17 protein-coding genes and 1 pseudogene are annotated in these 23,070 nt (G+C 73.4%); 14 read left to right on the top strand and 4 right to left on the bottom strand.

Annotated elements, in window-relative coordinates:
• Nucleotides 1-37 precede the first annotated feature (37 nt).
• From dut to ABD191_RS23725, 4 genes are all read left to right on the top strand, one after another.
• A complete protein-coding gene (gene dut / locus ABD191_RS23740; RefSeq protein ID WP_425560838.1) occupies nt 38-550 on the top strand; it encodes a dUTP diphosphatase in 513 nt (170 codons plus the stop codon).
• On the top strand, nt 547-1,242 hold the full coding sequence (locus tag ABD191_RS23735; RefSeq protein WP_344086235.1) for a DUF3710 domain-containing protein: 696 nt from the start codon (nt 547-549) through the stop codon (nt 1,240-1,242). Before dut ends, ABD191_RS23735 begins: the two co-directional genes overlap by 4 nt.
• 64 nt (nt 1,243-1,306) lie before the next feature.
• Entirely contained in the window at nt 1,307-1,651 is a 345-nt protein-coding gene (locus tag ABD191_RS23730; RefSeq protein ID WP_344086396.1) for an OB-fold nucleic acid binding domain-containing protein, read from the top strand.
• 197 nt (nt 1,652-1,848) lie between these two features.
• Nucleotides 1,849-2,544: a DUF3159 domain-containing protein gene (locus ABD191_RS23725; protein WP_344086393.1), complete on the top strand. Its 696-nt coding sequence runs from the start codon at nt 1,849-1,851 to the stop codon at nt 2,542-2,544.
• 10 nt (nt 2,545-2,554) lie between these two features.
• On the opposite strand, the gene ABD191_RS23720 is transcribed toward ABD191_RS23725, so the two are convergent.
• Nucleotides 2,555-3,226, bottom strand: a complete 672-nt coding sequence (locus ABD191_RS23720; RefSeq protein ID WP_344086232.1) for a potassium channel family protein — start codon at nt 3,224-3,226, stop codon at nt 2,555-2,557.
• A gap of 29 nt (nt 3,227-3,255) precedes the next feature.
• Complete coding sequence (locus ABD191_RS23715; protein ID WP_344086229.1) at nt 3,256-3,918, bottom strand: potassium channel family protein; 663 nt, start codon at nt 3,916-3,918, stop codon at nt 3,256-3,258.
• 131 nt (nt 3,919-4,049) lie between these two features.
• Here ABD191_RS23715 and ABD191_RS23710 point away from each other — a divergent pair, with 131 nt between their 5' ends.
• Genes ABD191_RS23710 through ABD191_RS23700 form a run of 3 tightly spaced genes read left to right on the top strand, consistent with a single transcriptional unit; the run spans nt 4,050 to nt 8,334 of the window.
• The gene (locus ABD191_RS23710; RefSeq protein ID WP_344086226.1) at nt 4,050-6,107 is read left to right on the top strand and encodes an APC family permease; all 2,058 of its coding nucleotides are present in this window, start codon (nt 4,050-4,052) and stop codon (nt 6,105-6,107) included.
• Nucleotides 6,104-7,405, top strand: a complete 1,302-nt coding sequence (locus ABD191_RS23705; RefSeq protein WP_344086223.1) for a class I SAM-dependent RNA methyltransferase — start codon at nt 6,104-6,106, stop codon at nt 7,403-7,405. The genes ABD191_RS23710 and ABD191_RS23705 overlap by 4 nt, the downstream gene beginning before the upstream one ends.
• A 50-nt stretch (nt 7,406-7,455) precedes the next feature.
• Entirely contained in the window at nt 7,456-8,334 is an 879-nt protein-coding gene (locus ABD191_RS23700; RefSeq protein WP_344086220.1) for an NAD(P)H-binding protein, read from the top strand.
• A gap of 7 nt (nt 8,335-8,341) precedes the next feature.
• On the opposite strand, the gene ABD191_RS23695 is transcribed toward ABD191_RS23700, so the two are convergent.
• Entirely contained in the window at nt 8,342-8,833 is a 492-nt protein-coding gene (locus tag ABD191_RS23695; RefSeq protein WP_344086217.1) for a Rieske (2Fe-2S) protein, read from the bottom strand.
• A 137-nt stretch (nt 8,834-8,970) separates the two neighbouring features.
• Nucleotides 8,971-9,105, bottom strand: a pseudogene (locus ABD191_RS29330) (DUF6529 family protein); the annotation flags it as partial.
• Nucleotides 9,106-9,312: 207 nt separating this feature from the next.
• Between ABD191_RS29330 and ABD191_RS23690 the strand changes: the two are divergent.
• From ABD191_RS23690 to ABD191_RS23660, 7 genes are all read left to right on the top strand, one after another.
• The gene (locus ABD191_RS23690; protein WP_344086214.1) at nt 9,313-10,596 is read left to right on the top strand and encodes a citrate synthase; all 1,284 of its coding nucleotides are present in this window, start codon (nt 9,313-9,315) and stop codon (nt 10,594-10,596) included.
• A gap of 266 nt (nt 10,597-10,862) precedes the next feature.
• Nucleotides 10,863-11,666: a PP2C family protein-serine/threonine phosphatase gene (locus ABD191_RS23685; RefSeq protein ID WP_344086211.1), complete on the top strand. Its 804-nt coding sequence runs from the start codon at nt 10,863-10,865 to the stop codon at nt 11,664-11,666.
• On the top strand, nt 11,663-13,291 hold the full coding sequence (locus tag ABD191_RS23680; RefSeq protein WP_344086208.1) for an FHA domain-containing protein: 1,629 nt from the start codon (nt 11,663-11,665) through the stop codon (nt 13,289-13,291). Before ABD191_RS23685 ends, ABD191_RS23680 begins: the two co-directional genes overlap by 4 nt.
• Nucleotides 13,288-14,904 carry a serine/threonine-protein kinase gene (locus ABD191_RS23675; protein WP_344086205.1) on the top strand — a complete coding sequence of 539 codons (1,617 nt, stop codon included), beginning with the start codon at nt 13,288-13,290 and terminating at the stop codon, nt 14,902-14,904. The genes ABD191_RS23680 and ABD191_RS23675 overlap by 4 nt, the downstream gene beginning before the upstream one ends.
• Before the next feature lie 72 nt (nt 14,905-14,976).
• Nucleotides 14,977-15,801 (top strand): FHA domain-containing protein, encoded by an 825-nt coding sequence (locus ABD191_RS23670; protein ID WP_344086202.1) that lies wholly within the window; start codon nt 14,977-14,979, stop codon nt 15,799-15,801.
• A 35-nt stretch (nt 15,802-15,836) separates the two neighbouring features.
• Nucleotides 15,837-21,923 (top strand): Ig-like domain-containing protein, encoded by a 6,087-nt coding sequence (locus tag ABD191_RS23665; protein ID WP_344086199.1) that lies wholly within the window; start codon nt 15,837-15,839, stop codon nt 21,921-21,923.
• 37 nt (nt 21,924-21,960) lie between these two features.
• Complete coding sequence (locus tag ABD191_RS23660) at nt 21,961-22,950, top strand: AAA family ATPase (protein WP_425560837.1); 990 nt, start codon at nt 21,961-21,963, stop codon at nt 22,948-22,950.
• The last annotated feature ends 120 nt before the right edge of the window (nt 22,951-23,070 follow it).

Raw genomic sequence — 23,070 nt, 5'->3', positions numbered from 1 at the left:
CCTGGATGATGGAGGGTACGAACGTGAGGGAGATACCGTGACGGACCCTGAGGTGCCCGTACGGGTGTTGGTGCGCCGGACCGACGGTGCGGCGCCCGTGCCCGTCCCAACGCCCGTGTACGCCCATCCCGGTGACGCCGGGGCGGACCTGTGCGCCGCGGCCGAGGTGAAACTTGCGCCGGGGGAGCGGGCGCTCGTCCCGACGGGGGTGGCGATCGCGCTGCCGGACGGGTACGTGGGCCTGGTCCATCCCCGATCGGGTATGGCGCACAAGATGGGTGTCACCGTTCTCAACGCGCCGGGTACCGTCGACGCCGGCTATCGGGGCGAGATCATGGTCAACTTGATTAACCATGATCGCGATGCCACGGTGGTGATCGCCCGCGGCGACCGGATCGCCCAGCTTGTCGTGCAGCGGGTCGAACGGGCAGACTTCGTGCTGGTAGAGGAGCTGCCAGACTCCACACGGGGAACGCAGGGACACGGCTCGACGGGCGGACACGCCGCGCTGGACGCGGCCGGCCCGCGTGCCATGGAGGAGGAACGGTGATCTTCTCGCGGCAGCGCTCCGGCGCTGGGCGACACACTCCCGGGCGGCACGCCGCGAACGGGCAGGCCCCGGCCGCCGGGCGGGACGGCGCGAACGCGCCCGCCGCCAGCGACGCGCAGGCCAAGGGACCCGGGGAGGGGCCGTTCGACGTCACCGAGGTGCCGGACGACGGCCTGCCGCGCCTGGACCTGGGCGCCCTGCTCATCCCGGCCGTGGACGGCGTGGAGCTGCGGGTGCAGGCCGCGCCGGGCGGCCAGGTCCAGCAGATCATGCTGGTCGACGGCGACAGCTCGCTGCACGTCGGCGCGTTCGCCGCCCCGCGTACCGAGGGGGTCTGGGACGAGATCCGCGCCGAGATCACCCAGTCCCTGGCCGCCGACGGCGGCCGGGCGACCGAGACCGACGGCCCGTACGGTCCGCAACTGCACGCACAGCTGCCCAACGGTGCGCACCTGCGCTACGTGGGCATCGACGGGCCGCGCTGGTTCGTCCGGGCGGTGTTCCAGGGGGCGGCCGCCCTCGACCCGGAGGCCTCGCCGCGGCTCGCGCTGGTACTGGGTGGCCTCGTGATCGTGCGCGGTGACCAGGCCATGCCCGTCCGCGAGCCGCTGCCGCTGCGTCTGCCCAAGGAGATGATGGCCCACATGGAGGCCAACCCGCAGCAGGCCGGCGGGGAGACCCCCCGTGGCTAGCGAGCCGCCCGATGCGGCGGCCGCGTCCCGCAGGGACGGCGGCAGGCCCGGCGGGCTGCGGCGGATGCTGCGCCGCCTCACGGCCAGCGAGGCGGAGATCGAGGCCGAGGAGCTGCAGCGTGACGTGGAGCGGCACGGCTGCCAGCCGGCCCGCCAGGTCGAACGCGGTCAGCTCGTCAGCGTGACCGGCCGGCTGCGCACGGTGGTCTATACTCCGCGTACCACCGTGCCCACGCTCGAGGCCGACCTGTACGACGGCAGTGACGTGGTCACCCTCGTCTGGCTGGGCCGCCGGCAGATCGCCGGCATCGAGCCGGGCAGGGCGCTCACCGCGCGCGGCCGGGTCGCGATCCGCGACGACCGCAAGGTCATTTACAACCCGTACTACGAGCTGGAAGCGGCGCCGTGACACGACACAGCGACAACCGCACCACCCGGGCCGACAACCCGCTCTCGGAGAGTGTGGCGGCCGAGGAAGAGGTTCTCGCCGAGGTCTTCTTCGGTGACCTGCCCCCGGATCAGCGCGCCGCCGCGGCCGAGAAGGCCGTCGCGGAGGCGATCTTCGGCGAACACGGGGCGGCCATCAAGGACGTGCGGCCGGGCGACGTGCCGCCCGCTGACGGGAAGTCCGCTGACGGGAAGTCCGCCGACGAGGACGACGAGGAGCCGCTGCCGAGCTTCTCGGAGCAGGTCGCCCAGCAGCTGGGCGGCGTGCGCGGGCTGCTGGAGTCCAGCATCCCGGTGCTCGCGTTCGTGATCGTCAACGTGGTCGGCGGCTGGTTCGACCTGGCCTGGCGCCTCAACCTGGCGATCGTGCTGTCCGTCGCCACCGCGGTCGGCATTGCGATCTTCCGGCTGAGCCGCAAGCAGCCCATCCGGCACGCCGTCAACGGCCTGTTCGGCATCGCGCTGGGCGCCTGGCTGGCCTACCGGTCCGGCGACGAGAAGGACTTCTACCTGCCGGGCATCTTCCTGAGCCTCGGCTACGCCGTGGCGATGCTCGCCTCGGTCGCCCTGCGCCAACCACTCGTCGGCTGGATCTGGTCCGTGGTCGTGGCCGGCGGCAGCAAGCAGTGGCGCGAGGAGCCGCCGATGGTGCGCACCTTCGGCTGGCTGACGGTCGTCTGGGCGGTGATCTATGTCCTCAAGACGGGCATCCAGACGGTGCTCTACCTCGCCGACCAGGCCACCGCTCTCGGCGTCGTGCGGATCGTCTTCGGCTACCCGCCGTACCTGCTGCTCCTGGCCCTCACCGTGTGGGCGGTGCGCCGCACCCGCGAACGGATGGCGGCCACCGCGTAGCTCGCGCGGCCTAGTCCTCCGTCGCCGACCCGAGCATGACCTCGCGGACCGTGTCCTCGACCTGCGCGGTGCAGACGAACACCAGCTCGTCGCCGGCCTCCAGCGGGTCGTCCAGGCTCGGGGCGATCACCCGCTTGCCGCGCAGGATCGCCACGAGGGCGGCATCACGTGGCAGGGGCACGTCCCGCACGGCCGCACCCACGTACGGCGCGGACTCCGGCAGGGTGATCTCCACGAGGTTCGCCTGGCCCTGCCGGAACGTCATGAGCCGCACCAGGTCGCCGACCGTCACGGCCTCCTCGACCAGGGCCGCCATGAGGCGCGGCTTGCTCACGGAGACGTCGACGCCCCACTGGTCGGTGAACAGCCACTCGTTCTCGGCCCGGTTGACCCGGGCGACCACCCGGGGCACCGCGAACTCGGTCTTCGCCAGCAGCGACACCACCAGGTTGACCTTGTCGTCGCCGGTGGCCGCGACGACCACGTCGCACTCGGCGAGGTTCGCCTCCTGCAGGCTGGCCAGCTCGCAGGCGTCGGCCAGCACCCACTCGGCGGCCGGCACCCGCTCCGGGCGCAGCGCGGACGGCTGCCGCTCGATGAGCAGCACGCGGTGCCCGTTCTCGATCAGCTCCTGGGCGATGGAGCGGCCCACGTTGCCGGCCCCGGCGATCGCGACCCGCATTGAACCTGACTTGCGCATGTCGACCCCTGTCAGACGCCGGCCGGCGGATTGCCGGTGACCTGCGTGACCGCCTCGATGATGTCGTCGGTCATGAGCATGAAGACCTGATCGCCGTCCTGCAGCACGGTCGACGCGGTCGGCAGGGTGCCCAGCCCGAAGCGCATGATGTACGCCGCGCGGGTCCCGCTCGCGTCCTCGAGCGCGCGCAGCGGCTTGGAGATCCAGCCGGCGTTCAGCGGAACCTCCATGATGGTCACCAGGCCGGTCGGGTCGCGCCAGAGCTCGATCGTGCCCTCGGGCAGCAGGTGGCGCACCATCCGGTCGGCCGTCCACCGCACGGTGGCGACCGTCGGGATGCCGAGGCGCTCGTACACCTCGGCGCGCTTCTGGTCGTAGATGCGGGCCACCACCCGGCCCACGCCGAAGGTCTCGCGGGCCAGCCGGGCGGAGATGATGTTCGAGTTGTCGCCGCTGGAGACGGCCGCGAACGCGTCCGCCCGCTCGATGCCGGCCTCGATGAGCACCTCGCGGTCGAAGCCCATGCCCGTGACCGTGAGACCGGTGAAGTCGGCGCCGAGCCGCCGGAACGCGTCCGGGTTCGAGTCGATCACCGCGACCGTGTGGCCCCGGTTCTCCAGACTCTGGGCGACCGTCGAGCCCACACGACCGCATCCCATGATCACGACGTGCACGTCAACCCCTGCCCGCTAGCTCTCCGGTGATCGTTATGGTCTCCCGAGCAGACGGTACACCGTTGCCGATGTCCCGCCACGATCACCCACCGGCACCTGCCGCGGGCGCATCGCCCGTACGCTTGTCGGTTGTGGCCACTCCCACCTCGCTGTTGAAGCGGCTGCTGCTCGGCCGACCGTTCCGGTCCGACCGCCTGCAGCACACGCTCCTGCCGAAGCGCATCGCGCTGCCGGTGTTCGCCTCGGACGCGCTCTCCAGCGTCGCGTACGCCCCGGACGAGATCCTCCTGACGCTGTCCATCGCGGGAGCCACCGCCCTGCTGTACTCGCCATGGATCGCCATCGCGGTCGTCGTGGTCATGCTCACGGTGGTCGCGTCGTACCGGCAGAACGTGCACGCGTACCCCTCGGGCGGCGGCGACTACGAGGTCGCCACCGTCAACCTGGGTCCCAAGGCCGGCCTCGCGGTGGCGAGCGCCCTCCTCGTCGACTACGTGCTGACCGTCGCGGTCTCCACCGCCTCCGGCGTGGCCAACCTCGGCTCGGTCGTGCCGTGGGTGGCCACCCACAAGGTCGCCGTGGCGGTCATCGCGATCGCCCTGCTCACCGCCATGAACCTGCGCGGCATCCGGGAGTCCGGCAGCGCGTTCGCCGTCCCGACGTACGGCTTCATGATCCTGATCCTGGGCATGGTGTTGACCGGCCTGTTCCGGGTGATCGTCCTGGGTGAGGAACTCCGGGCGCCCAGCGCGGAGCTGGACATCACGGCCGAACACTCGGTGACCGGGCTGGCGTTCGCGTTCCTGCTGCTGCGGGCGTTCTCCTCCGGCTGCGCGGCGCTGACCGGCGTGGAGGCCATCTCCAACGGCGTGCCGGCGTTCAAGCCACCCAAGAGCCGCAACGCGGCCACCACGCTGCTGCTGCTGGGCACGGTCGCGGTCACCATGCTGGTCGGCATCGTGTGGCTGGCCAAGCTCACCCACCTGCAGTTCGTCGAGGACCCGAAGACGCAGATCCTCGCGAGCCCGGTCGGGTACGTGCAGAAGACCGTCACCGCGCAGCTCGGCGAGACCGTCTTCGGCGGCGGGTCGATCCTGCTCTACCTGGTCGTGGCCGCGACCGCGCTCATCCTGTTCCTGGCCGCCAACACGGCGTTCAACGGCTTCCCGGTGCTCGGCTCGATCCTCGCCCAGGACCGGTACCTGCCCCGCCAGCTGCACACGCGCGGCGACCGGCTGGCGTTCTCCAACGGCATCATCTTCCTGGCCGTCTTCGCGATCGTGTTGATCGTGGCCTTCCAGGCGGAGGTCACCCGCCTCATCCAGCTCTACATCGTGGGCGTGTTCGTGTCGTTCACCCTGTCGCAGACCGGCATGGTGCGGCACTGGAACCGGCTGCTGCGCACCGAGCGCGACCCGGCCGCCCGCCGCCGCATGGTCCGGTCCCGGGCGATCAACGCGTTCGGCCTGTTCCTCACCGGTGCGGTGCTCGTGGTCGTCCTCTTCACGAAGTTCCTGCACGGCGCCTGGATCGCGATCGCCGCCATGGCGGTGATCTACCTCGTCATGCTGGGCATCCGGCGCCACTACGACCACGTGGCGCGGGAGCTGGCCGCGGCCGACACGCGGCCCACCCTGCCGGCCCGCAACCACTCCCTGGTCCTGGTCAGCAAGGTGCACCTGCCCACGCTGCGGGCGCTGGCCTACGCGCAGGGCACCCGGCCCGACACGCTCACGGCCGTCACGGTCAGCGTCGACGAGCACGAGGCCCGGGCCCTGCAGGCCGAGTGGGACCGCCGCGGCCTCGACGTGCCGCTCACGGTGATCGACTCGCCGTACCGCGAGATCACCCGTCCGGTGATCGAGTTCGTCAAGGACCTGCGCCGTACCTCACCCCGCGACGTGGTCACGGTGTTCATTCCCGAGTACGTGGTGGGCAAGTGGTGGGAGCACCTGCTGCACAACCAGAGCGCCCTGCGCCTGAAGGGCCGGCTGCTGTTCGAGCCCGGCGTCATGGTGGTCAGCGTGCCGTGGCAGCTGGGTTCGGCATCCACAAAGGACCTCGACAAGCTGGACCGCTCGTTCGGCCGCGACGTCCTGCGCGGCCCGCGCCCCGGCTACGACGAGCCGCTGCCGCCGCGCTCGTCCGCCGCTGAGCGTCCCTCCGCGGAAAGCTCGCCCCGGACATGACCGTCGACCATCCGGTAGCCGACCCCGACCTGCTCGACGAACTGGTCGGGGCAGAGATCGAGTGCGAGGTCGGGCCAGTCGCCCATGGTGGCCACTGCGTCGCCCGGGTCGATGGCCGGGTCGTCTTCGTCCGCCACGCGTTGCCCGGCGAACGGGTACGCGCCGTCGTGACCGAGGTGCGCCGCGGCTACCTGCGCGCCGACGCGGTCACCGTGCTGGCCGCGTCGGCGGACCGCGTCGCGCCGCCCTGCCCGTACGCCGGGCCGGGCCGCTGCGGCGGCTGCGACTTCCAGCACGCCACGCTCGCCGCCCAACGCGCTCTCAAGACCTCCGTGGTACGCGAGCAGCTCCAGCGCCTCGGCGGCCTCACCCCGGACCAGGTCGACGCCCTGGGCGTGGCGGTGGTCCCGCTGGACGACTCCTCGTCGGAGGGCTTCGGCTGGCGCACCCGGGTGCAGTACACGGTCGACGCCGCCGGTCGCGTCGGCTTCACCCTGCACCGCTCCCACGAGGTCATCCCGGTGGACCGCTGCCTCATCGCGTCCCCCGCCGTCCAGTCGGCCACGGTCGACGGCATCCCGGTGACCTCCCGCCCCTGGCCCGACGCCGACCGCGTCGAGGTCGTGGCCGCCACCCAGGCCGCCGGCGGCGGCTCGGCCGGCGGTGGTGGCGCCCCGGCCGCCAGCGTGGTGGTGGAGCGCGGTCGGGAGAGGCGCGTGGTCGCCGGGCCGGCCACCGTGCGCGAGCACGTCGGCGGCCGTGAGTGGGAACTGGCCGCCGGCGGCTTCTGGCAGGTACACCCCGCGGCGGCGGCCACGTTCGCCGACACGGTCGTGGAGCTGCTGGATCCGCGCGTGGGCGAACGCGCCTGGGACCTGTACGGCGGCGCGGGCCTGTTCGCGGCGGCCCTGGCTCCCCGGCTGGGCGCCACGGGCCGCCTGACGGTGGTCGAGTCGGACCCCCGCGCGGTGGCCGTCGGCCGCCGCGCGCTGGACGACCTGTGGAATGTCCGCTTCGTCCATGCCCCGGTGGAGCGCGCCCTGCGCGACCGGCGCTGGACCTCGGTGGACCTGGTCGTCCTCGACCCGCCCCGCGCCGGCGCCGGCCGCCAGGTCGTCGACGCCATCGTGGCCCGCTCACCGCGGGCGGTCGCCTACGTCGCCTGCGACCCGGCGGCACTGGCCCGCGACGTGCGTACCTTCACCGAACGCGGCTGGCAGCTGGCCGCGCTACGCGCCTTCGACGCCTTCCCGCAGACCCACCACGTCGAGTGCGTCGCCCTGCTCACTCCCCGCTGAGACCGTGGTCCACGCCACGGCGGGGCGGGACGATCCGGCAGGATGGTGGCATGGGTGACCTGTCATCTGGCGGAGCGGGGCGGCTGGTCGCGGTGACCGCGGCCAGCGGGCAGCTGGGGCGGCGGGTGGCGGCCCGGGTCGCCGCGGCCGGGCTCGCGCAGCGGCTGGTTGTCCGGGACGCCGCGCGGGCGCCCCGGCTGCCCGCGACGGACGTGGCGGTGGCGGACTATGCCGATGCCGCCGCGATGCGGGCGGCGTTGACCGGCGTGGACACCGTGCTGCTGATCTCGGCCGGCGAGGCGGCCGATCGGGTCGCGCTGCACACGACCGCCGTGGACGCCGCCGTCGCGGCGGGGGTGCGCCACCTGGTCTATGTCTCGTTTCTCGGGGCCGCGCCGGACGCCACCTTCACGTTCGCCCGCGACCACTGGCACACCGAGCGACACATCGAGCGTACGGGCCTGCCGCGCACCTTTCTCCGCGACAGCCTGTACCTGGACGTGCTCCCGCACTTCGTCGGTGCCGACGGGGTGCTGCGCGGGCCGGCCGGCGACGGGCGGGTGGCCGCGGTCGCCCGCGACGACGTGGCCGACGTGGCGGCCGCGATCCTCGCCGACCCGGGCCCGCACGCCGGCCGGACGTACGACGTGACCGGCCCGGTGGCGTTCACCCTGGCCGAGGCGGCCGGCGCCCTCACCGCGGCGACCGGTCGGATCATCACGTACCACCCGGAGAGTCTCGAGGAGGCCTACGCCTCCCGGGAGCGGTTCGGCGCGCCGCGCTGGGCGGTGGACGGTTGGGTCACCTCGTACGCCGCGATCGCCACCGGGGAGCTGGACGTGGTGAGCGACACCGTCCGCACGGTCGCCGGGCATCCGCCGATGACCTTCGCGGAGCTGCTGGCCGCTCACCCGCCCCGGCTCGCGTGACGAGGGCCTACGCGAGGACGAGTTGACCGTCGGTCACGGTGACGGTCACTTCCCGCAGTGGCGCGGGTGCGGGCGGATTGACGACCCCGCCCGTCGTGGCGTCGAAGCTGCTGCCGTGGCAGGCGCAGTTGATCGTCCCGTTCGATACGTTGGCGACGAGGCAGCCCGCGTGGGTGCAGACGGCGGTGAAGGCGTGGTAGGTGTCGGCCGCCGGGCGGGTCACGACCACCTGCTCGGCGACGAAGACCTGCCCGCCCCCGACCGGGATGGCGTCCGCCGGCCCGAGCACCCGGCCGCGCCCGGGAGCATCGCCGGGGGCGTGGCCGCCGACGGCGGCGCCGGCGGCTGGCGCCGGACCGGCGTCGTTTGCGGCGCAGCCGCCCAGCGCTCCGATACCCAGTGCCCCCATACCCAGTGCGCCGGCGCCCAGCGCGCCGGCCGCCAGAACGCTGCGCCGGGACGCGCCCTCCGCGCAGCCGGCAGCTTCGTGTGTGTCCATGAAGATCTCCAGTCAGAATGTGCGGCCGACCGTGGAGACGACGAGGCCCGTGAAGGCGGCGCCGCCGAGGACCGGCAGGGCCTATCCGGGGGTGGGCCACCGCGGGCCGGGGCGCTGCCGGTGGAAGCGCCGCGCAGGGCGAGCAGCTCGGCGGTGACCGTCCCGTGGAACAGACAACCGATCAACGAGTGAACGAGGACCCGGGTGTCGGAGGCCCGGGCGCCGAGGGCGTCGCGGCGTGCACGGCGGTTGGCGTTCCGTGTGCTGAGGATGGATAACTACAAATGGGTTGAAAGTGGTCGTTCCTCATGTGCGGCCGTTGCGCGCCCGTGCCCGGTGAGGCCCGCGTGACCATTGGGATCGATCCGTTGGACAGTGATCTCCGCCTCAGCCCTGGTCCCGCCCGCGCACTACCGCACGACAAGAAACTACGGTGAAATTAACTTGTAAACAGAGGATCTGCGGTGGAGTGAGGGCGAATGGCGGACGTTAAGCTCGATTACCCAGGTGGTCCGCTGCCGCTTCCGGTGCACGAGGCGAGCGAGGGCCCGCACGGCCTGGACATCGGGAAGGTGCTCAAGGAAACCGGGTACGTCACGTACGACCCGGGCTTCATGAACACGTCGTCCTGCGCGTCGGCGATCACCTACATCGACGGCGACGCCGGGATCCTGCGCTACCGCGGGTACCCGATCGACCAGCTGGCACAGCAGTCGTCGTTCCTCGAAGTGTCCTATCTGCTCATTTACGGCGAGCTGCCCACGCGCGCGCAGCTGGACGCCTTCTCGGAGCAGATCAGCATCCACACGCTGCTGCACGAGGACATGCGGCGCTTCTTCGACGGCTTCCGCCACGACGCGCACCCCATGCCGGTGCTGTCGTCGGCGGTCAGCGCGCTGTCCACCTTCTACCAGGACAGCCTCGACCCGTTCGACCCCCAGCAGGTGGAGATCTCCACGATCCGGCTGCTGGCCAAGGCGCCGACGATCGCCTCGTACGCGTACAAGCGCTCCATCGGGCAGCCCTACATCTACCCCGACAACACGCTCGGGTACGTGGAGAACTTCCTGCGCATGACGTTCGGCGTGCCGTCGGTGGAGCACCCGGTGGACCCGGTTGTCGCCAAGGCCCTGGACATGCTGTTCATCCTGCACGCCGACCACGAGCAGAACTGCTCCACGTCGACCGTGCGCATGGTCGGCTCCTCGCACGCCAACCTGTACGCCTCGGTCTCGGCCGGCATCCACGCGCTGTCGGGCCCGCTGCACGGCGGCGCGAACGAGGCCGTGCTGGAGATGCTGGCGGGCATCCAGGCCGCGGGCGGCGACGTCGCGTCGTTCGTGAACCGGGTGAAGAACAAGGAGCAGGGCGTCAAGCTCATGGGCTTCGGCCACCGGGTCTACAAGAACTACGACCCGCGCGCGGCCATCGTCAAGAAGGCGGCCCGTGACGTGCTCGAACGCATGGACAAGCCGGACCCGCTGCTCGACCTCGCCATGGAGCTGGAGGAGATCGCGCTCGCGGACGATTTCTTCGTCTCCCGCAAGCTGTACCCGAACGTCGACTTCTACACGGGCCTCATCTACAAGGCGATGGGCTTCCCGACGAAGATGTTCACGGTCCTGTTCGCCCTGGGCCGCCTGCCCGGCTGGATCGCCCAGTGGCGCGAGATGATCGAGGATCCGAGCAGCAAGATCAACCGCCCCCGTCAGGTCTACACGGGCGCCACCGAACGCGACTTCGTTCACATCGCCGACCGCTAGACCCCCACACCCACACCCACACGTCCCCACACGCCCGCGCGCGCCTGCCGGCGGGGACGTTTGGACGAATCCGCGTCTAACTCGGTTCCGAATTACACGCGCAACTGTCCAAACGTCCCCGCCAGCGGCGAGCGGACGGCGGCGAGCGGACGGCGGCGAGCGGACGGCGGCGGGGCGCGGGGGAGCGCGGTGGGGACCTGCGCAGTGACGCGACCCGATAGAGTCGGCGGCACCGCATCCGGGTCGACAGCAAGGCGGTGTGTGCCGTGACGGTGACACTGAGGTGGGGGGCCGCCACGGACGTCGGTCGGGTCCGCCAGAACAATGAGGACAGTCTCGTCGCCGAGGCGCCCGTCTTCGTCGTCGCCGACGGCATGGGCGGCCGGGCCCGTGGGGACGAGGCGAGCCGGCTGGCCGCCGGGGAGTTCGCCCGGCTGGCCGGCGGCGGCGGGCCGACGACCGAGGCGGTCCTCGACGCGGTGACCCGCGCGAACGACGCCATCCTGGCCGCCGCCCGCGCCACCGAGACCGGCGCCGGCATGGGCACCACACTGGTGGGCCTCGTCCTCGTGGAGGAGTCCGGCGACCAGCGGTGGTGCGCCGTCAACATCGGCGACAGCCGCCTCTACCGGTGGGCGAGCGGGGAGCTGGAACAGCTCACGGTCGACCATTCCGAGATCCAGGAACTCGTCGACGCCGGCATCGTGGGCGAGGCGCAGCGCGCGTCGCACCCGCGCCGCAACGTCGTCACCCGGGCGCTCGGGACCGTACCGGCGCCGGTGGCGGACTGCTGGCTGCTGCACCCCGTACCGGGGGAGCGGTTCCTGCTGTGCTCCGACGGGCTCACCGGGCACCTCGACGACGCCCAGATCGGCGCGTTCCTCGCCAGCGACCTCACGCCGGACGGCGCGGCCAGCCGCCTGGTCGCGGCGGCCGTCGAGGCCGGCGGCCGGGACAACGTGACCGTCGTCGTCGTCGACGTCGACGGTGGCCCGCACGTCGACAGCGACCCGGGCGCGTCGACGAATCCCCGAGGATGGGATGGCCTCGGCGCGGGCGGTTTCGGGTGAGCGGCGACGCCGTCACGTACAGCGGAACCGGGCTCACGGTCGTGGCGGGTGAGCGCACCGTGGTGCTCGTGTGCGCCGAGCCGGAGGCCGCGCTCGTGCGCGCGCTGTGGCCGGTCGTGCGCGCGGGAGCCGGCCTGCCGCAGCTGATCGAGACGTTCGCCGGTCACGGGTTGGCCGGGCTGCCCGACTTCGGCCTCGTGAGCTGGATCGGCGCGCACGCGACGCTGCTGGTACGCGGTCGGGTGGGCGCGACCGTGCACCTCGGGGGCGGTAATCGGGAGCAGGTGTCCGCGGTCGGGGTGACGACCTGGCTGGAGCGCGGCTTCGTCGACACGGCGCGCGTCGTGCTCACCGGCCCGCAGGCCGGCGACCGTACCGGTGGGGTGCTGCCCCTCGTGGTCGGCGTCGCGCGCGCGGCCACCGTGTCCTGTGACCTCCTGGCGGCCCGCGACGGCGGGCCGGGAACCGTGCGCGTCCACGATGCCGCCGACGACGCGATGGACACGCGCCTGCGACAGGACGTCGACGCCACCGCCGGCTTCGGGCCCGGCGCGCCGGCGCGGCCGGTGGCGGTCGAGGCCACCGTGGTGGAGCCCGCGCCCGCATACCCGGCCGTGACGCGACCCGCGCCGCGACCCGCACCACCTTCAGCGCCTCCAGCGCCGCCTGTGCCTCAGCCGGTGCCGCCCGTACCACAGCCCGCCGCGCCGCCGGTCGTCCAGCCGGTCGCCGAGGCCGTGCCGCTGGCGGATCATGTCTGGGCGGGGCCGCCCGTGCAGCCGGCGTCCGTGCCCGAAGAGGACTCGCAGCGGGCGTGGGTGCGCCGGCCGGAGGAGCCGAGCTGGTCCGGGGCGTCGCCGGCGGTCTCCGGCAACGTCCCCTGGGGCGGCGGGTCGGACTGGGCGGCGGGGCCGGTCGCCAACTGGTCGGCCGGGCCGCAGCTCACCGAGTGGGTGGCCCCGTCCGGCCCAGCGAACGGGACCATGGACCGGCTGCCCGACGGGCCGCCGCCCGAGCCCGTGGCCGGCGCGCCCCAGCCGTTCGCGTTCGAGCCGCGGGTGTCGCGGCTGGGCGACCACGACGACTTCACGGTGGCGCGCGAGCCGACCGGGGACATCATGCTGCCGCCGCCCGGCACGCCCCCGGTCGCGCCCGCGGCCGCCGGGCCGGCGCGGACGGTGCGTGCCGTGACGTGCCCGGTCGGTCACCCCAACCGGCCCGCCGACGCGCACTGCCGGGTGTGCCGGGCGCCGTTGGACGAGACGCAGGCGCCGGTCGACATCCCCGCCCCGACGCTGGGCATGCTGCGCCTGTCGACCGGGCAGAACGTGCCGCTCGCCCGCGCGGTCACCGTCATCGGCCGGGAGCCGCGCGCCCAGGGCCTGGACGCGGAGCTCATCGCGCCGCGCGGCGCGAGCGGCAACATCTCGCGCCTGCACGCCGAGATCCGCGTCCGGGAGTGGACGGTCGAGGTCGTCGACCTCGGCTCCACGAACGGCACCCGGGTGCTGAACCCGGTCGGCGACCCGATCCAGCTCGAGCCGCGCCAGCCGGTGCCGCTGCTGCCCGGCGGGGTCATCGACCTCGCGGGCGAGGTGTCCATCCGTTTCGAGGTGAGTGAGTGAGCGTCAGCGCGCCGCGCGTTCCGGTCGCGCCGGACATCCCGGGCTACGAGTACCTGTCGCTGCTCGGTTCGGGCGGCTTCGCGGACGTCTTCCTGTACCGCCAGAGCATCACCGAGGCGCGCCGCGCGGTGAAGGTGCTGCGCCGCGAGGACAGCTCGGAGGAGGAGCGTGAGCAGTTCCTCCGCGAGGCGCGGGCGCTGGGCCGCCTGTCGCACCGCGGCCAGCACCCGCACATCGTGGCCGTGCACTCGGTCGAGGTCGTGGACGGCCGCCCGTGCCTCATCATGGAGTACTGCGAGCGGGGCAGCTACGCGGCCAGGGTGCGCCGCGACGGCACCATCCGGGTACCCGAGGTGCTGCGCGTCGGCGTGCAGATCGCCAGCGCGCTGGAGACGGCGCACCTGGTCGGGATCCTGCACCGCGACCTCAAGCCGGGAAACCTGCTCATCGCCGCCGACGGCGCGCCCAAGCTGAGCGACTTCGGCATCGCGACCGTGTCCGCGCACGAACTCACCGAGCAGGCCAAGTGGTTCTCGCCGCACTACGCGGCACCCGAGGTGGTCGCGGCGGGCGCGACCAGCCCGGCCTCGGACGTCTACTCGCTGGCCTCGACGCTCTACGAACTGCTCACGGGCGCGCCGCCGTTCCGCGTGCCGGGGCAGGCCGACGAGCAGGCACTGCGCGAGCGGATCCGCAGCATGCCCGTACCCCCGATCAGTCGCGGTGACGTGCCCGCGGACCTGGACCGGCTCCTGCGCGCCGCGATGACGAAGGATCCGGGGGTGCGCCAGCGGCTCGTGGCCAGCGCGGGCGAGTTCGCCCTGCGGCTGCGTGAGATCCAGCAGGCGCAGGGGTACGCGGCGACGGACGCCGTGGTCTACGAACCGGTCGGCGCGGACGCGGACCCGTCGCCCGACTACGTGGCGGAGGCCGGCAGCCGGACCACCCGCGCCGGTGTCACCGTGGTCGAGGACACCGGCAGCGCGACGACGCGCGCCGGGGCCGCCCCGGCCGGGACACCCGTGTCGGCCAGCGCGCCCATCCCGCGCCGCGACGTGTTCCGGCCGCACTGGGAGCGGGTGCCGTTCGACGACCCGGCCGCCCGCCCCACCCGCGAGCGCGCCGTGCCCCTGCCGGACCCGCCCGGTGCCCTGCCGGACCCGCCGCCGCCCGCGCCCGCCCCGGTGGGACGCGGGGTGCCCCGCGCGGCCGTCGCCGTGCTCGCGGTGCTGGTGGTCGTCGTGCTCGGCGCCGGCGTCCTGTTGCTGCGCGGTGGTGACGACAGGACCCAGGGCGCTACGCCCACGCGCCCGCCCGCGGCGCCCGGCCTCGACGCCGTGCCGGGCGCCGGCAAACCCGTGCCGTCGCCGACCGTCACCGCCGAGCGGTTGGCGACTGGGTCGGTGCGGTTCACCTGGACATATGACAGTCCGGCCGACGGCGACTACTTCAAGGTCCGCCGCACGGACGTGAGCGGCGCGGCCGTGCGTACCCTCACCGAGCCGGAGTTGGTCGTCACCCCGAAGGACGGCCAGACGCCATGCGTCGACGTGTACGTATATCGTGCCGACGGGCGTGGGTCCCAGCAACCGGGCCGGGCCTGCGCCGACTGATCCGGCTCCTCTACAGTGTGCCGCTGTTGACGGCGGTGTGGTACATACGTCGGAGCGATGGGGGAGGCGGACGTGGCGGGGGCCGGTGTTGCGGTGCGGGAGTTCGTGCCCGTGGTCGCGCTCGCCACCGGGGAGGCGGCCGAGCGGGTGCTCGCCGTGGTCACCCACGCCGGCGCCCACCAGGTCGTCCGCCACGGGCCCAGCACGTACCGGTTGACGCGCCGCTACCGTCCGATGTGGCCACTGCCGTCGCGCACGGAGACCTGTGACGTCTCCATCGGCGTCGACCAGGCCACGGGGCACACCGTGGTGTATCTCGAGGGTCGGCTGCCGGCCGGCACGCTGCACGCCGTACGGCTGGCCCTCGGCGGTACGGTGCCGACCGTGACGGCCGCGCCACCCGCGTACACCGGGCCGCCGATGCCGGCCATGTCGATGCCGCCCCCGCCGCCCACCTCCCCGCCCGCCGGCCAACCGCAGGCTGGTCAGCTGCCCGCCGCAGGGCCCGGGGGATGGGGCGCGGCGGTGACGGCGCCGCCGACCACACCGATGGCCGCGGGCCCCCGACCGCAGTCGATCGCGGTCGAGTTCGACGACGGCCGGCGCGCGTCGCTCGGCCTGCTCATCCTGGTCGGCCGCAACCCGGCCGCCTCGCCCGACGAGTTCGCCGCCCAGCTCGTGGCGGTCGACGACGACAGCCGGTCCGTGTCCAAGACGCACCTCGCCCTGGGCTGCGACGAGCGCGGCGCCTGGGTGGTCGACCGGCACTCGACCAACGGCACGGCCGTCCTGGAGGCCGCCGGCCGGATGCGCTGCCCACCGGGCGAGCGGGTGTACCTGCGCCTGCCGGCCACCGTCCGTTTCGGCGACCGCACCCTGCGAGTCGTGACCGACTAAACGCCCCACCCGGCGAACATCCGAGGAGGCACAGCGTGCACGTCCGCGGCGTCCTGCGCGGCCTGCTGGCCCGGCGGGGCCGGCGCGCCTTCTCGGCCGTCGCGCTCGCGACCGCCGCCGGCGTGCTGGCCACCATGGCCTACCTGTGGCAGGGGTACGCCCAGGCGGAGGTGTCGCTCAACGACGGCGGCGTGTGGGTCACCAACCGCGACTTCGGGCTCGTGGGGCGGTTCAACCGGCCCGTCGAGCAACTCGACGCCCAGCTCAGCCCCACGCCGGACGCGCAACCCGACGTGGACGTGCTGCAGGACGCCGATGTCGTGTTCGTCTACGACCGCAGCGGGTCGACGCTGCGGCGCATGGACGTCGCCCTGGTCGACCTGGGCCAGGAGTCGCTGGACCTGCCGGCCGGCGCGGAGGTGGCGCTCGGCGGTGGCGCGGTCGCGATCCTGGCGCCCGACACCGGCAAGGTCTGGGTACGCCCGATCGACTCGGTCCTGTCGCTGAACTTCGCCAAGGACCCGCCGTCCGCCGAGGCCGGCGGCGGCGCGGCGCTGGCCATGAGCACGGACGGCACCGCGTTCGTGGTCTCGGCCGCGGCGGACACGCTCGTCACGGTGACCGGCGGGGCGGGCGGTGCGGCGTCGGCGGGCAAGCGTGCCCTCGGGACGGACGTGTCGACCGCGACCGTCACGGCGGTCGGGGACACCCCGGTCGTGCTCGGCGCGGGCGGGCGGCTCGTCCTGCCCGGGGGCGTGGGGACGCTGCCGCCGGAGTACCAGGCGGGCGCGGTGCTGCAGCAGAGCGGCCCACGGGCGGACACCGTGCTCGTGGCCGCCGACAAGGGGCTGGTCGCGGTCGACCTGTCCAGCCGGGACGTCGACGTCATCTCCGACCTGGGCACCGGCGACGCCGCCGCCCCGGTGCGCCTGGGCCCCTGCGTGCACGCCGCGTGGGCCAAGCGCCCGTCGTACCTGCGCCGTTGCGACGGCCTCGCGGCCGAGGAGCCCAGGCAGCTCACGGACGCCACCCCGGGCAGCGCCCTGGCGTTCCGGGTGAACCGGCAGATGATCGTCCTCAACGAACTCGCCTCCGGCAAGATCTTCGTGTACGAGCGGGGCGGCAAGGACCTGGGCAACTGGAAGGACCTGCTGCCCCCGGTCAACCGGGACAAGGACGACAAGTCCGAGAAGAAGCCGGACGTCACGAAGAAGAACCACCCGCCGGTGGCCCGGGCCGACCGGTTCGGCGCCCGCCCCGGGCAGGCGGCCACGCTCACCGTGCTCGACAACGACGGCGACATCGACGGCGACGTGCTCATCATCCGGGCGGTCGCGAAGATCCCCGGGGAGGCCGGCCAACTGTCCATCGTGGGCAACGGCCAGGCGCTGCAGTTCGTCGCCACCCCGGGCTGGGACAAGCCGGTCCAGTTCAAGTACACGATCGACGACGGCCGGGGCGGCGTGGCCAGCGCCGACGTGACCGTGAGCGTGCGGACCACCCGGCAGAACTCCCCGCCGTACCTGTTCCAGCGCAAGGCCGGCACCGCCCAGGAGGTGACGGTCGGCCAGGGCGGGGTGGCCAACCGCGAGGTGCTCAAGGACTGGCGCGACCCGGACGGCGACCCGCTCGTGCTGGTGTCCGCCGAGGTCGGCGATCCAGACTCGGTGCGGTTCACGGCCGCCGGCGAGGTCACCTACACGGACGCGGGGACGTCCAACGGCCGCAAGAGCGTGGCGCTGACCGTGTCGGACGGGCGGGCCGGCACGGAGGGGCAGCTGCCCGTACGGGTCCTGCCGGCGACGACGAACGGGCCGCCCCTGGCGATGGACGACCGGGTCGCCACGGTCGCCGGGCTGCGGGCCACACTGCGACCGCTCGACAACGACTCCGACCCGGAGAGCGGCGTGCCGGGCAGCGACTCGCGGCTGCGCGTCACCTGGGTGTCCCAGGCGCCCGCCAACACCTCCGTGATCCTCAACGACAAGAACGGCACGATCGCGTTCACCGCGAACCGCCCCGGCACCTACTACCTGCGGTACGAGATCACCGACGGGGAGCACACCGCCCGGGCGCGCATCCGGGTGGACGCCCGCGCGCCCTCCTCGGCGAACCCGCCGGTCGCGGTCACCGACAGCGCGGTGCTGCGCGGCGGGGCGCCCGTGTCCGTGGACGTGCTCGCCAACGACATCGACCTCGACGGCGACGTGCTGGTCGTGCAGTCGGTCGAGGTGCCCGGCAACTCCGGCATCACGGTCTCCGTGGTGGGCCTGCGCTGGCTGCGGATCACCTCGTCGCAGGCCGGCGACGGCACGGTCGCCGTCCGCTACGTCGTCTCGGACGGCGGCAACACCGACGAGGGGGTCGTGCAGGTCAGCCGGCTGTCGGCCACATCGGACAACCAGGCGCCCACCGCCACGGACGACGCGGGCGTGGTGCGCGCGGGCGGCGTGGTGACCCTGCGGCCCCTCGCGAATGACAGCGACCCGGAGGGCGAACCGGTCACCCTGGACCGCACGGTCGTGCCGGACGGATCCACCGCTACCCCCTGGACGGTCGTGGGCGACGCGGTGCGCTACGCCGCCCCCGACCGGCCCGGCACGGCCACCGCCAGCTACACCATCCGCGACCCGGAGGGCCGCTCGGCCGTGGCCCAGCTGTCCGTGACCGTCATCGCGGCCGAGGCCGCGCAGAACCAGCCGCCGCGCCCGGCGACCGTGCAGGCGCGCGTCTTCGCGGGCGCGACCGTGCGCATCCCGATTCCGCTGGAGGGCAGCGACCCCGACGGTGACGCGGTGACCCTGCTCGGCCCGACCGAGGCCCCGCACTTCGGCCGCATCATCGCCCAGGGCCCGGACTACCTGGACTACCAGGCGTACGCGGGCATGGCCGGCACGGACGAGTTCAGCTACCGGGTGCGCGACGGGTACTCCGCGCGCGGCACCGGCACCGTGCGGGTGGGCGTGGTCGCCCGGCCGGAGCACGACTCCGCGCCCGTGGCGGTCGACGACGTCTACACGGTCGCCCCGGGCACGACGATCCGGGTGCCCGTACTCGCCAACGACAGCGACGCCGACGGCGACGCGCTGACGGTCGAACCCCTCGCCCCGCTCAACCCGAACCTGCCCGCCGGCGCATCCCTTGAGGCCGGCCAGCGGGTGGCCGTGCGGGCGGGCGGCGACGACGGCGACGTGGTCCACGTGACCTACGGGATCAGCGACGGACGGGGACAGCGCGCCTCGGCGACCATCACGGTGACCGCCAAGGACGACGCCAACCTCGCCCCGGTGGCCCGCGACGACCTGGTCACGGACGTGCCGGCCGGGGCGAGCGCCGTCGAGGTGGACGTGCTCGCCAACGACGACGACCTCGACGGCACGCGCGCCGCGCTGGAGCTGGAGCCGCTCGACGCGGGCAACGGCCCGGCCAGCGCGGTCACGCCGGGCCGGCTGCTGCGGGTGGGCCTGACGGACGCGCCGCGCACGGTCGCGTACCGGATCACGGACGAGCGCGGCGGCACGGCCACGGCGTTCGTCCGGGTGCCCGCCGCCGGCAACCAGCCGCCCGTACGGAGGAAGGACGCCCCGGAGCTGAGGGTCAACGCGGGCGGTGAGCTGGCGGTCGACCTGGCGACCCAGGTCAGCGACCCGGAGGGCAAGCCGGTGCGGCTCACCACGGGCGCCGCCATGTCGACCTCGCCGGTGCCGGGGCTGAGCCTGGACTCCGGCCGCACCACGGCGACCTCGTTCACCCTGGTGGCCGCCACGGCGCCGACCGGCCCGGCCATGGTGGTGATCGAGGTGACCGACGGGGCGACCTCGGACGACCCGGACGGGCGCGTGGCGACGATCAGCCTGCCGGTGACGATCATGCCGCCGGCCGGCCAGGACCCGACGTTCGCGTGCCCGCCCGCGGAGCCGCAGGCCGGCGCGCCCCCCGTGACCGTGGACCTGGCCAACTGCGTGCCCACGCCGGACCGCAAGGCGCGCGCGGGCCTGACCTTCGCCGATGTGGCCGGCGTGCCGTCGGGCGTGACGGCCGAACTCGACGGGACGCGGCTGCGCGTCTCCGCCGACGAGTCGGTCGCGGTCGACAAGCTGGCCGAGCTGACCCTGAGGGTCACCGACGTCAACAACCGCTCCGCCGAGGGCAGGCTCGGCATCGTGGTCCGCCCGGCCGCGCTGGCCATGGCGATGACGGACACGGTCGACGGGTTGCGCGCGGGCGCGCAGACCACGGTCGACGTGACCGCCAACGACGTCAACCCGTTCCCCGCCAAGCCGCTGACGGTCACCGCGGTCGGCACCGGCGAGGGGGTCACGGCGCGCGTGGACGGCAACAAGGTGGTCATCAGAGCCAACGGGGACTTCTTCGGCCGCAGCGCGCTGACCTACCAGGTCCAGGACGCGACCGGCGACCCCGCGCGGCTGGTCGGCGGCCAGATCGTGGTCAACGTCGTCGGCAAGCCCGGCGTGCCCGCGCGCCCGGCGGCCCGCTCCACCGGCGACGGCGTGGCCGTGCTGACCTGGCTGGAGCCCGACGCCAACGGCGCGGCGATCACGGGCTACGACGTGATGGGCGAGGGCGGCTTCAAGCAGCGCTGCGCCAACACGGTGTGCCAGCTCAAGGGCCTGCGCAACGGCAACCGCTACCACTTCCAGGTGCGCGCCTGCAACGTGGTCGGCTGCGGCGGGTACAGCGCGCCGTCGGCCGAGGTGCGCCCGGACGTGCGGCCCGACCAGCCGGCCGCGCCGCGCACGAAGTTCGGCGACGCGTCGGTCACCCTGACGTGGTCGGCGCCGACCAGTCGCGGGTCGAAGATCGAGGGGTACGAGCTTGAGGTGTCCCCGCCCGTGGGCGGCGCCCGCCGGGTCACCGGCACCACGTACACCTGGACCGGGCTGACCAACGGCGTGGCGTACACGTTCCGGGTGCGGGCCTACAACGCCTCGCCGACGCCGAGCGAGTGGAGCCCGGACTCCGCGCCGGAGACGCCCGCGAAGGCGCCCGACCCGCCCGCGGCCCCCACGGCGGCCGGGGTCGTCGACGGCATCGGCAAGCAGATGAACGTCCAGTGGGCGCCGCCGAACACCAACGGGGCACCGATCAGCGGGTACGAGCTGACGGTCGTGCGGGCCGGCGTGGCCGAGCGGACGGTCGCCGTGGACGGCGACACCACGACGGCGACGGTCGACGTCGACAACGGCGTGAACTACACGTTCCGGGTCGTGGCCATCAACAAGGCGGGCAAATCCGCGCCGAGCGCCGACTCGGCGGCCACGGTGGCGCACGGCAAGCCGTTCCAGGTGACCTCCCTGACGGTCGCGGACAACAACGGCGGCACGGGCTACGACCGGCGCGTGCACTACGCGCTGAACCCGCCGAACGACAACGGCATGGCGATCGCGCGGTACGAGTTCAACTACGCGGGCGGCGACGCGGTGAACTTCGCGTCGGCGGCCACGAGCGGGTACGTGCCGAACCTCACCAACGGCACCGCGTACCGGCTGAAGGTGCGCGCCTGCAACGACATGTGCGGCGAGTGGTCGGCGCAGAGCGCCGCGGTCACCCCGTACGGGCCGGTGAACACGCCCGGCGCCGGGGCGGCGAAGAACGGCGCCCGCCACGTCACGGTGTCGTGGAGCCAGCCCGCCGCCAACGGCCGGCCCATCGCCCGCCTGGAGATCAGCCTCAACGGCGGCGGCTGGGAGAACGTCGGTACGGGCAACGGCAGCCGCAACGTCGGCGACGGCCCCAACCAGACGTGGCAGATCCGGGTCCGGGCGATCGACAGCGCCGGCCAGGTCAGCGCGATCGCCGCGGCGCAGGCCACGACCGACCCGCCGCAGGTCAACGTGAGCAAGGGCGCCCGCACGTCCGAGCCGGACTGCAGCACCTCGGCGTGCGCGCTGATCGTCATCGAGCTGGTGAACTTCCCGGCGAACACCACGGTCTCCTGCTCGTTCAAGTCATCACATTCGGGCGACGTGTTCTCCAACGGCTCGTACCGCACCAATGGCGACGGTTACTACCGGGGCCAGACCACGAAGTACTTCGGTTGGCCGGGCGGCTACGTCGAGGTCACGTGCAACGGCGTCACGGGCAGGAGCCCGGCATGGTAGGCGCCCACCGAGGCAATCCACAGTGGAGGAACAGATCATGACCGTCGCCCCGGACACGACCGCCTGCACACCCCAGGCGGCGGGCATGTTCGCCGAGGACTTCGCCCGGCTGGTCAACAACGTCGAGCTGGCCGTCGTGGGCAAGACCCGCTGCGTGCGGCTCGCGCTGTCCTGCCTGTTCACGGGCGGTCACCTGCTGCTGGAGGACGTGCCGGGCACCGGCAAGACGTCGCTGGCCAAGGCGATCGCACGCAGCGTCAAGGGTGAGCACCGCCGGGTGCAGTTCACCCCCGACCTGTTGCCCAGCGACGTGACCGGCGGCAACGTCTACAACCCGCAGACCGGCCAGCTCAGCGTGCGGCCCGGCCCGATCTTCACCAACATCCTGCTGGCCGACGAGATCAACCGCGCGTCGCCGAAGACCCAGTCGGCGCTGCTGCAGGCCATGGAGGAGGAGCAGGTCACCATCGACGGGGTCAACTACCCCCTCGAACTGCCGTTCATGGTGATCGCCACGCAGAACCCCATCGAGCAGGCGGGCACCTACCCGCTGCCGGAGGCGCAGTTGGACCGGTTCCTCATCCGCACCGAGCTGGGGTACCCGGACGCGCAGGCGACCACGCGGCTGCTCGCCGAGGCCGCGCACCGCGACCGGTCCACCCTGATCGCGCCGCTCATCACGCCCACGGGCGTGGTCGAGCGGTCCCGGCTGGCCGCCGGGGTGCATGTCGACCCCGCGGTCCTGGCGTACATCAGCGCCATCGCGGAGGAGACCCGCCGCGCCAAGGGCGTCAAGATCGGTGTCAGCGTGCGCGGTTGCCTGTCGCTCGTGCGCCTGGCGAAGACGTGGGCCGCCGCGCAGGGCCGGCACTACGTGCTGCCCGACGACGTGCTCGAACTCGCCGTGCCCGCCCTGGCGCACCGCGTCGTGCTCGATGTCGAGGCCGAGTTCTCCGGTACCACGGCCGTCGGGGTGATCGAGCGGGTCCTCAGCATCGTGCCCGCGCCGGCGTTCCGGAGCTCCTGACATGTTCGGTCGCCGCACCCGCGCGCCCGGCCGCCCGGGACCCGGCCGGTCGCGGCCCGGTCACGTGGGGCCCGGTGGCCTGGCCGCCGGCCGGGCGGCGCTGCGCCGCGCGCTGGCCGC

This window comes from Luedemannella helvata (assembly GCF_039528415.1).
GTDB classification, from domain to species: Bacteria; Actinomycetota; Actinomycetes; order Mycobacteriales; family Micromonosporaceae; genus Luedemannella; species Luedemannella helvata.
The sequence above is the reverse complement of the archived record's forward strand: the minus strand, read 5'-3'. Positions and strand labels throughout refer to the sequence as shown.

Excerpts from the sequence above, each read along its gene's own strand:
- ABD191_RS23700 (WP_344086220.1), top strand. The coding sequence starts at position 7,456 with ATGGGTGACCTGTCATCTGGCGGAGCGGGGCGGCTGGTCGCGGTGACC.
- ABD191_RS23660 (WP_425560837.1), top strand. The coding sequence starts at position 21,961 with ATGACCGTCGCCCCGGACACGACCGCCTGCACACCCCAGGCGGCGGGC.
- ABD191_RS23720 (WP_344086232.1), bottom strand. The coding sequence starts at position 3,226 with ATGCGGGTCGCGATCGCCGGGGCCGGCAACGTGGGCCGCTCCATCGCC.
- ABD191_RS23695 (WP_344086217.1), bottom strand. The coding sequence starts at position 8,833 with ATGGACACACACGAAGCTGCCGGCTGCGCGGAGGGCGCGTCCCGGCGC.
- ABD191_RS23705 (WP_344086223.1), top strand. The coding sequence starts at position 6,104 with ATGACCGTCGACCATCCGGTAGCCGACCCCGACCTGCTCGACGAACTG.
- ABD191_RS23690 (WP_344086214.1), top strand. The coding sequence starts at position 9,313 with ATGGCGGACGTTAAGCTCGATTACCCAGGTGGTCCGCTGCCGCTTCCG.
- ABD191_RS23730 (WP_344086396.1), top strand. The coding sequence starts at position 1,307 with ATGCTGCGCCGCCTCACGGCCAGCGAGGCGGAGATCGAGGCCGAGGAG.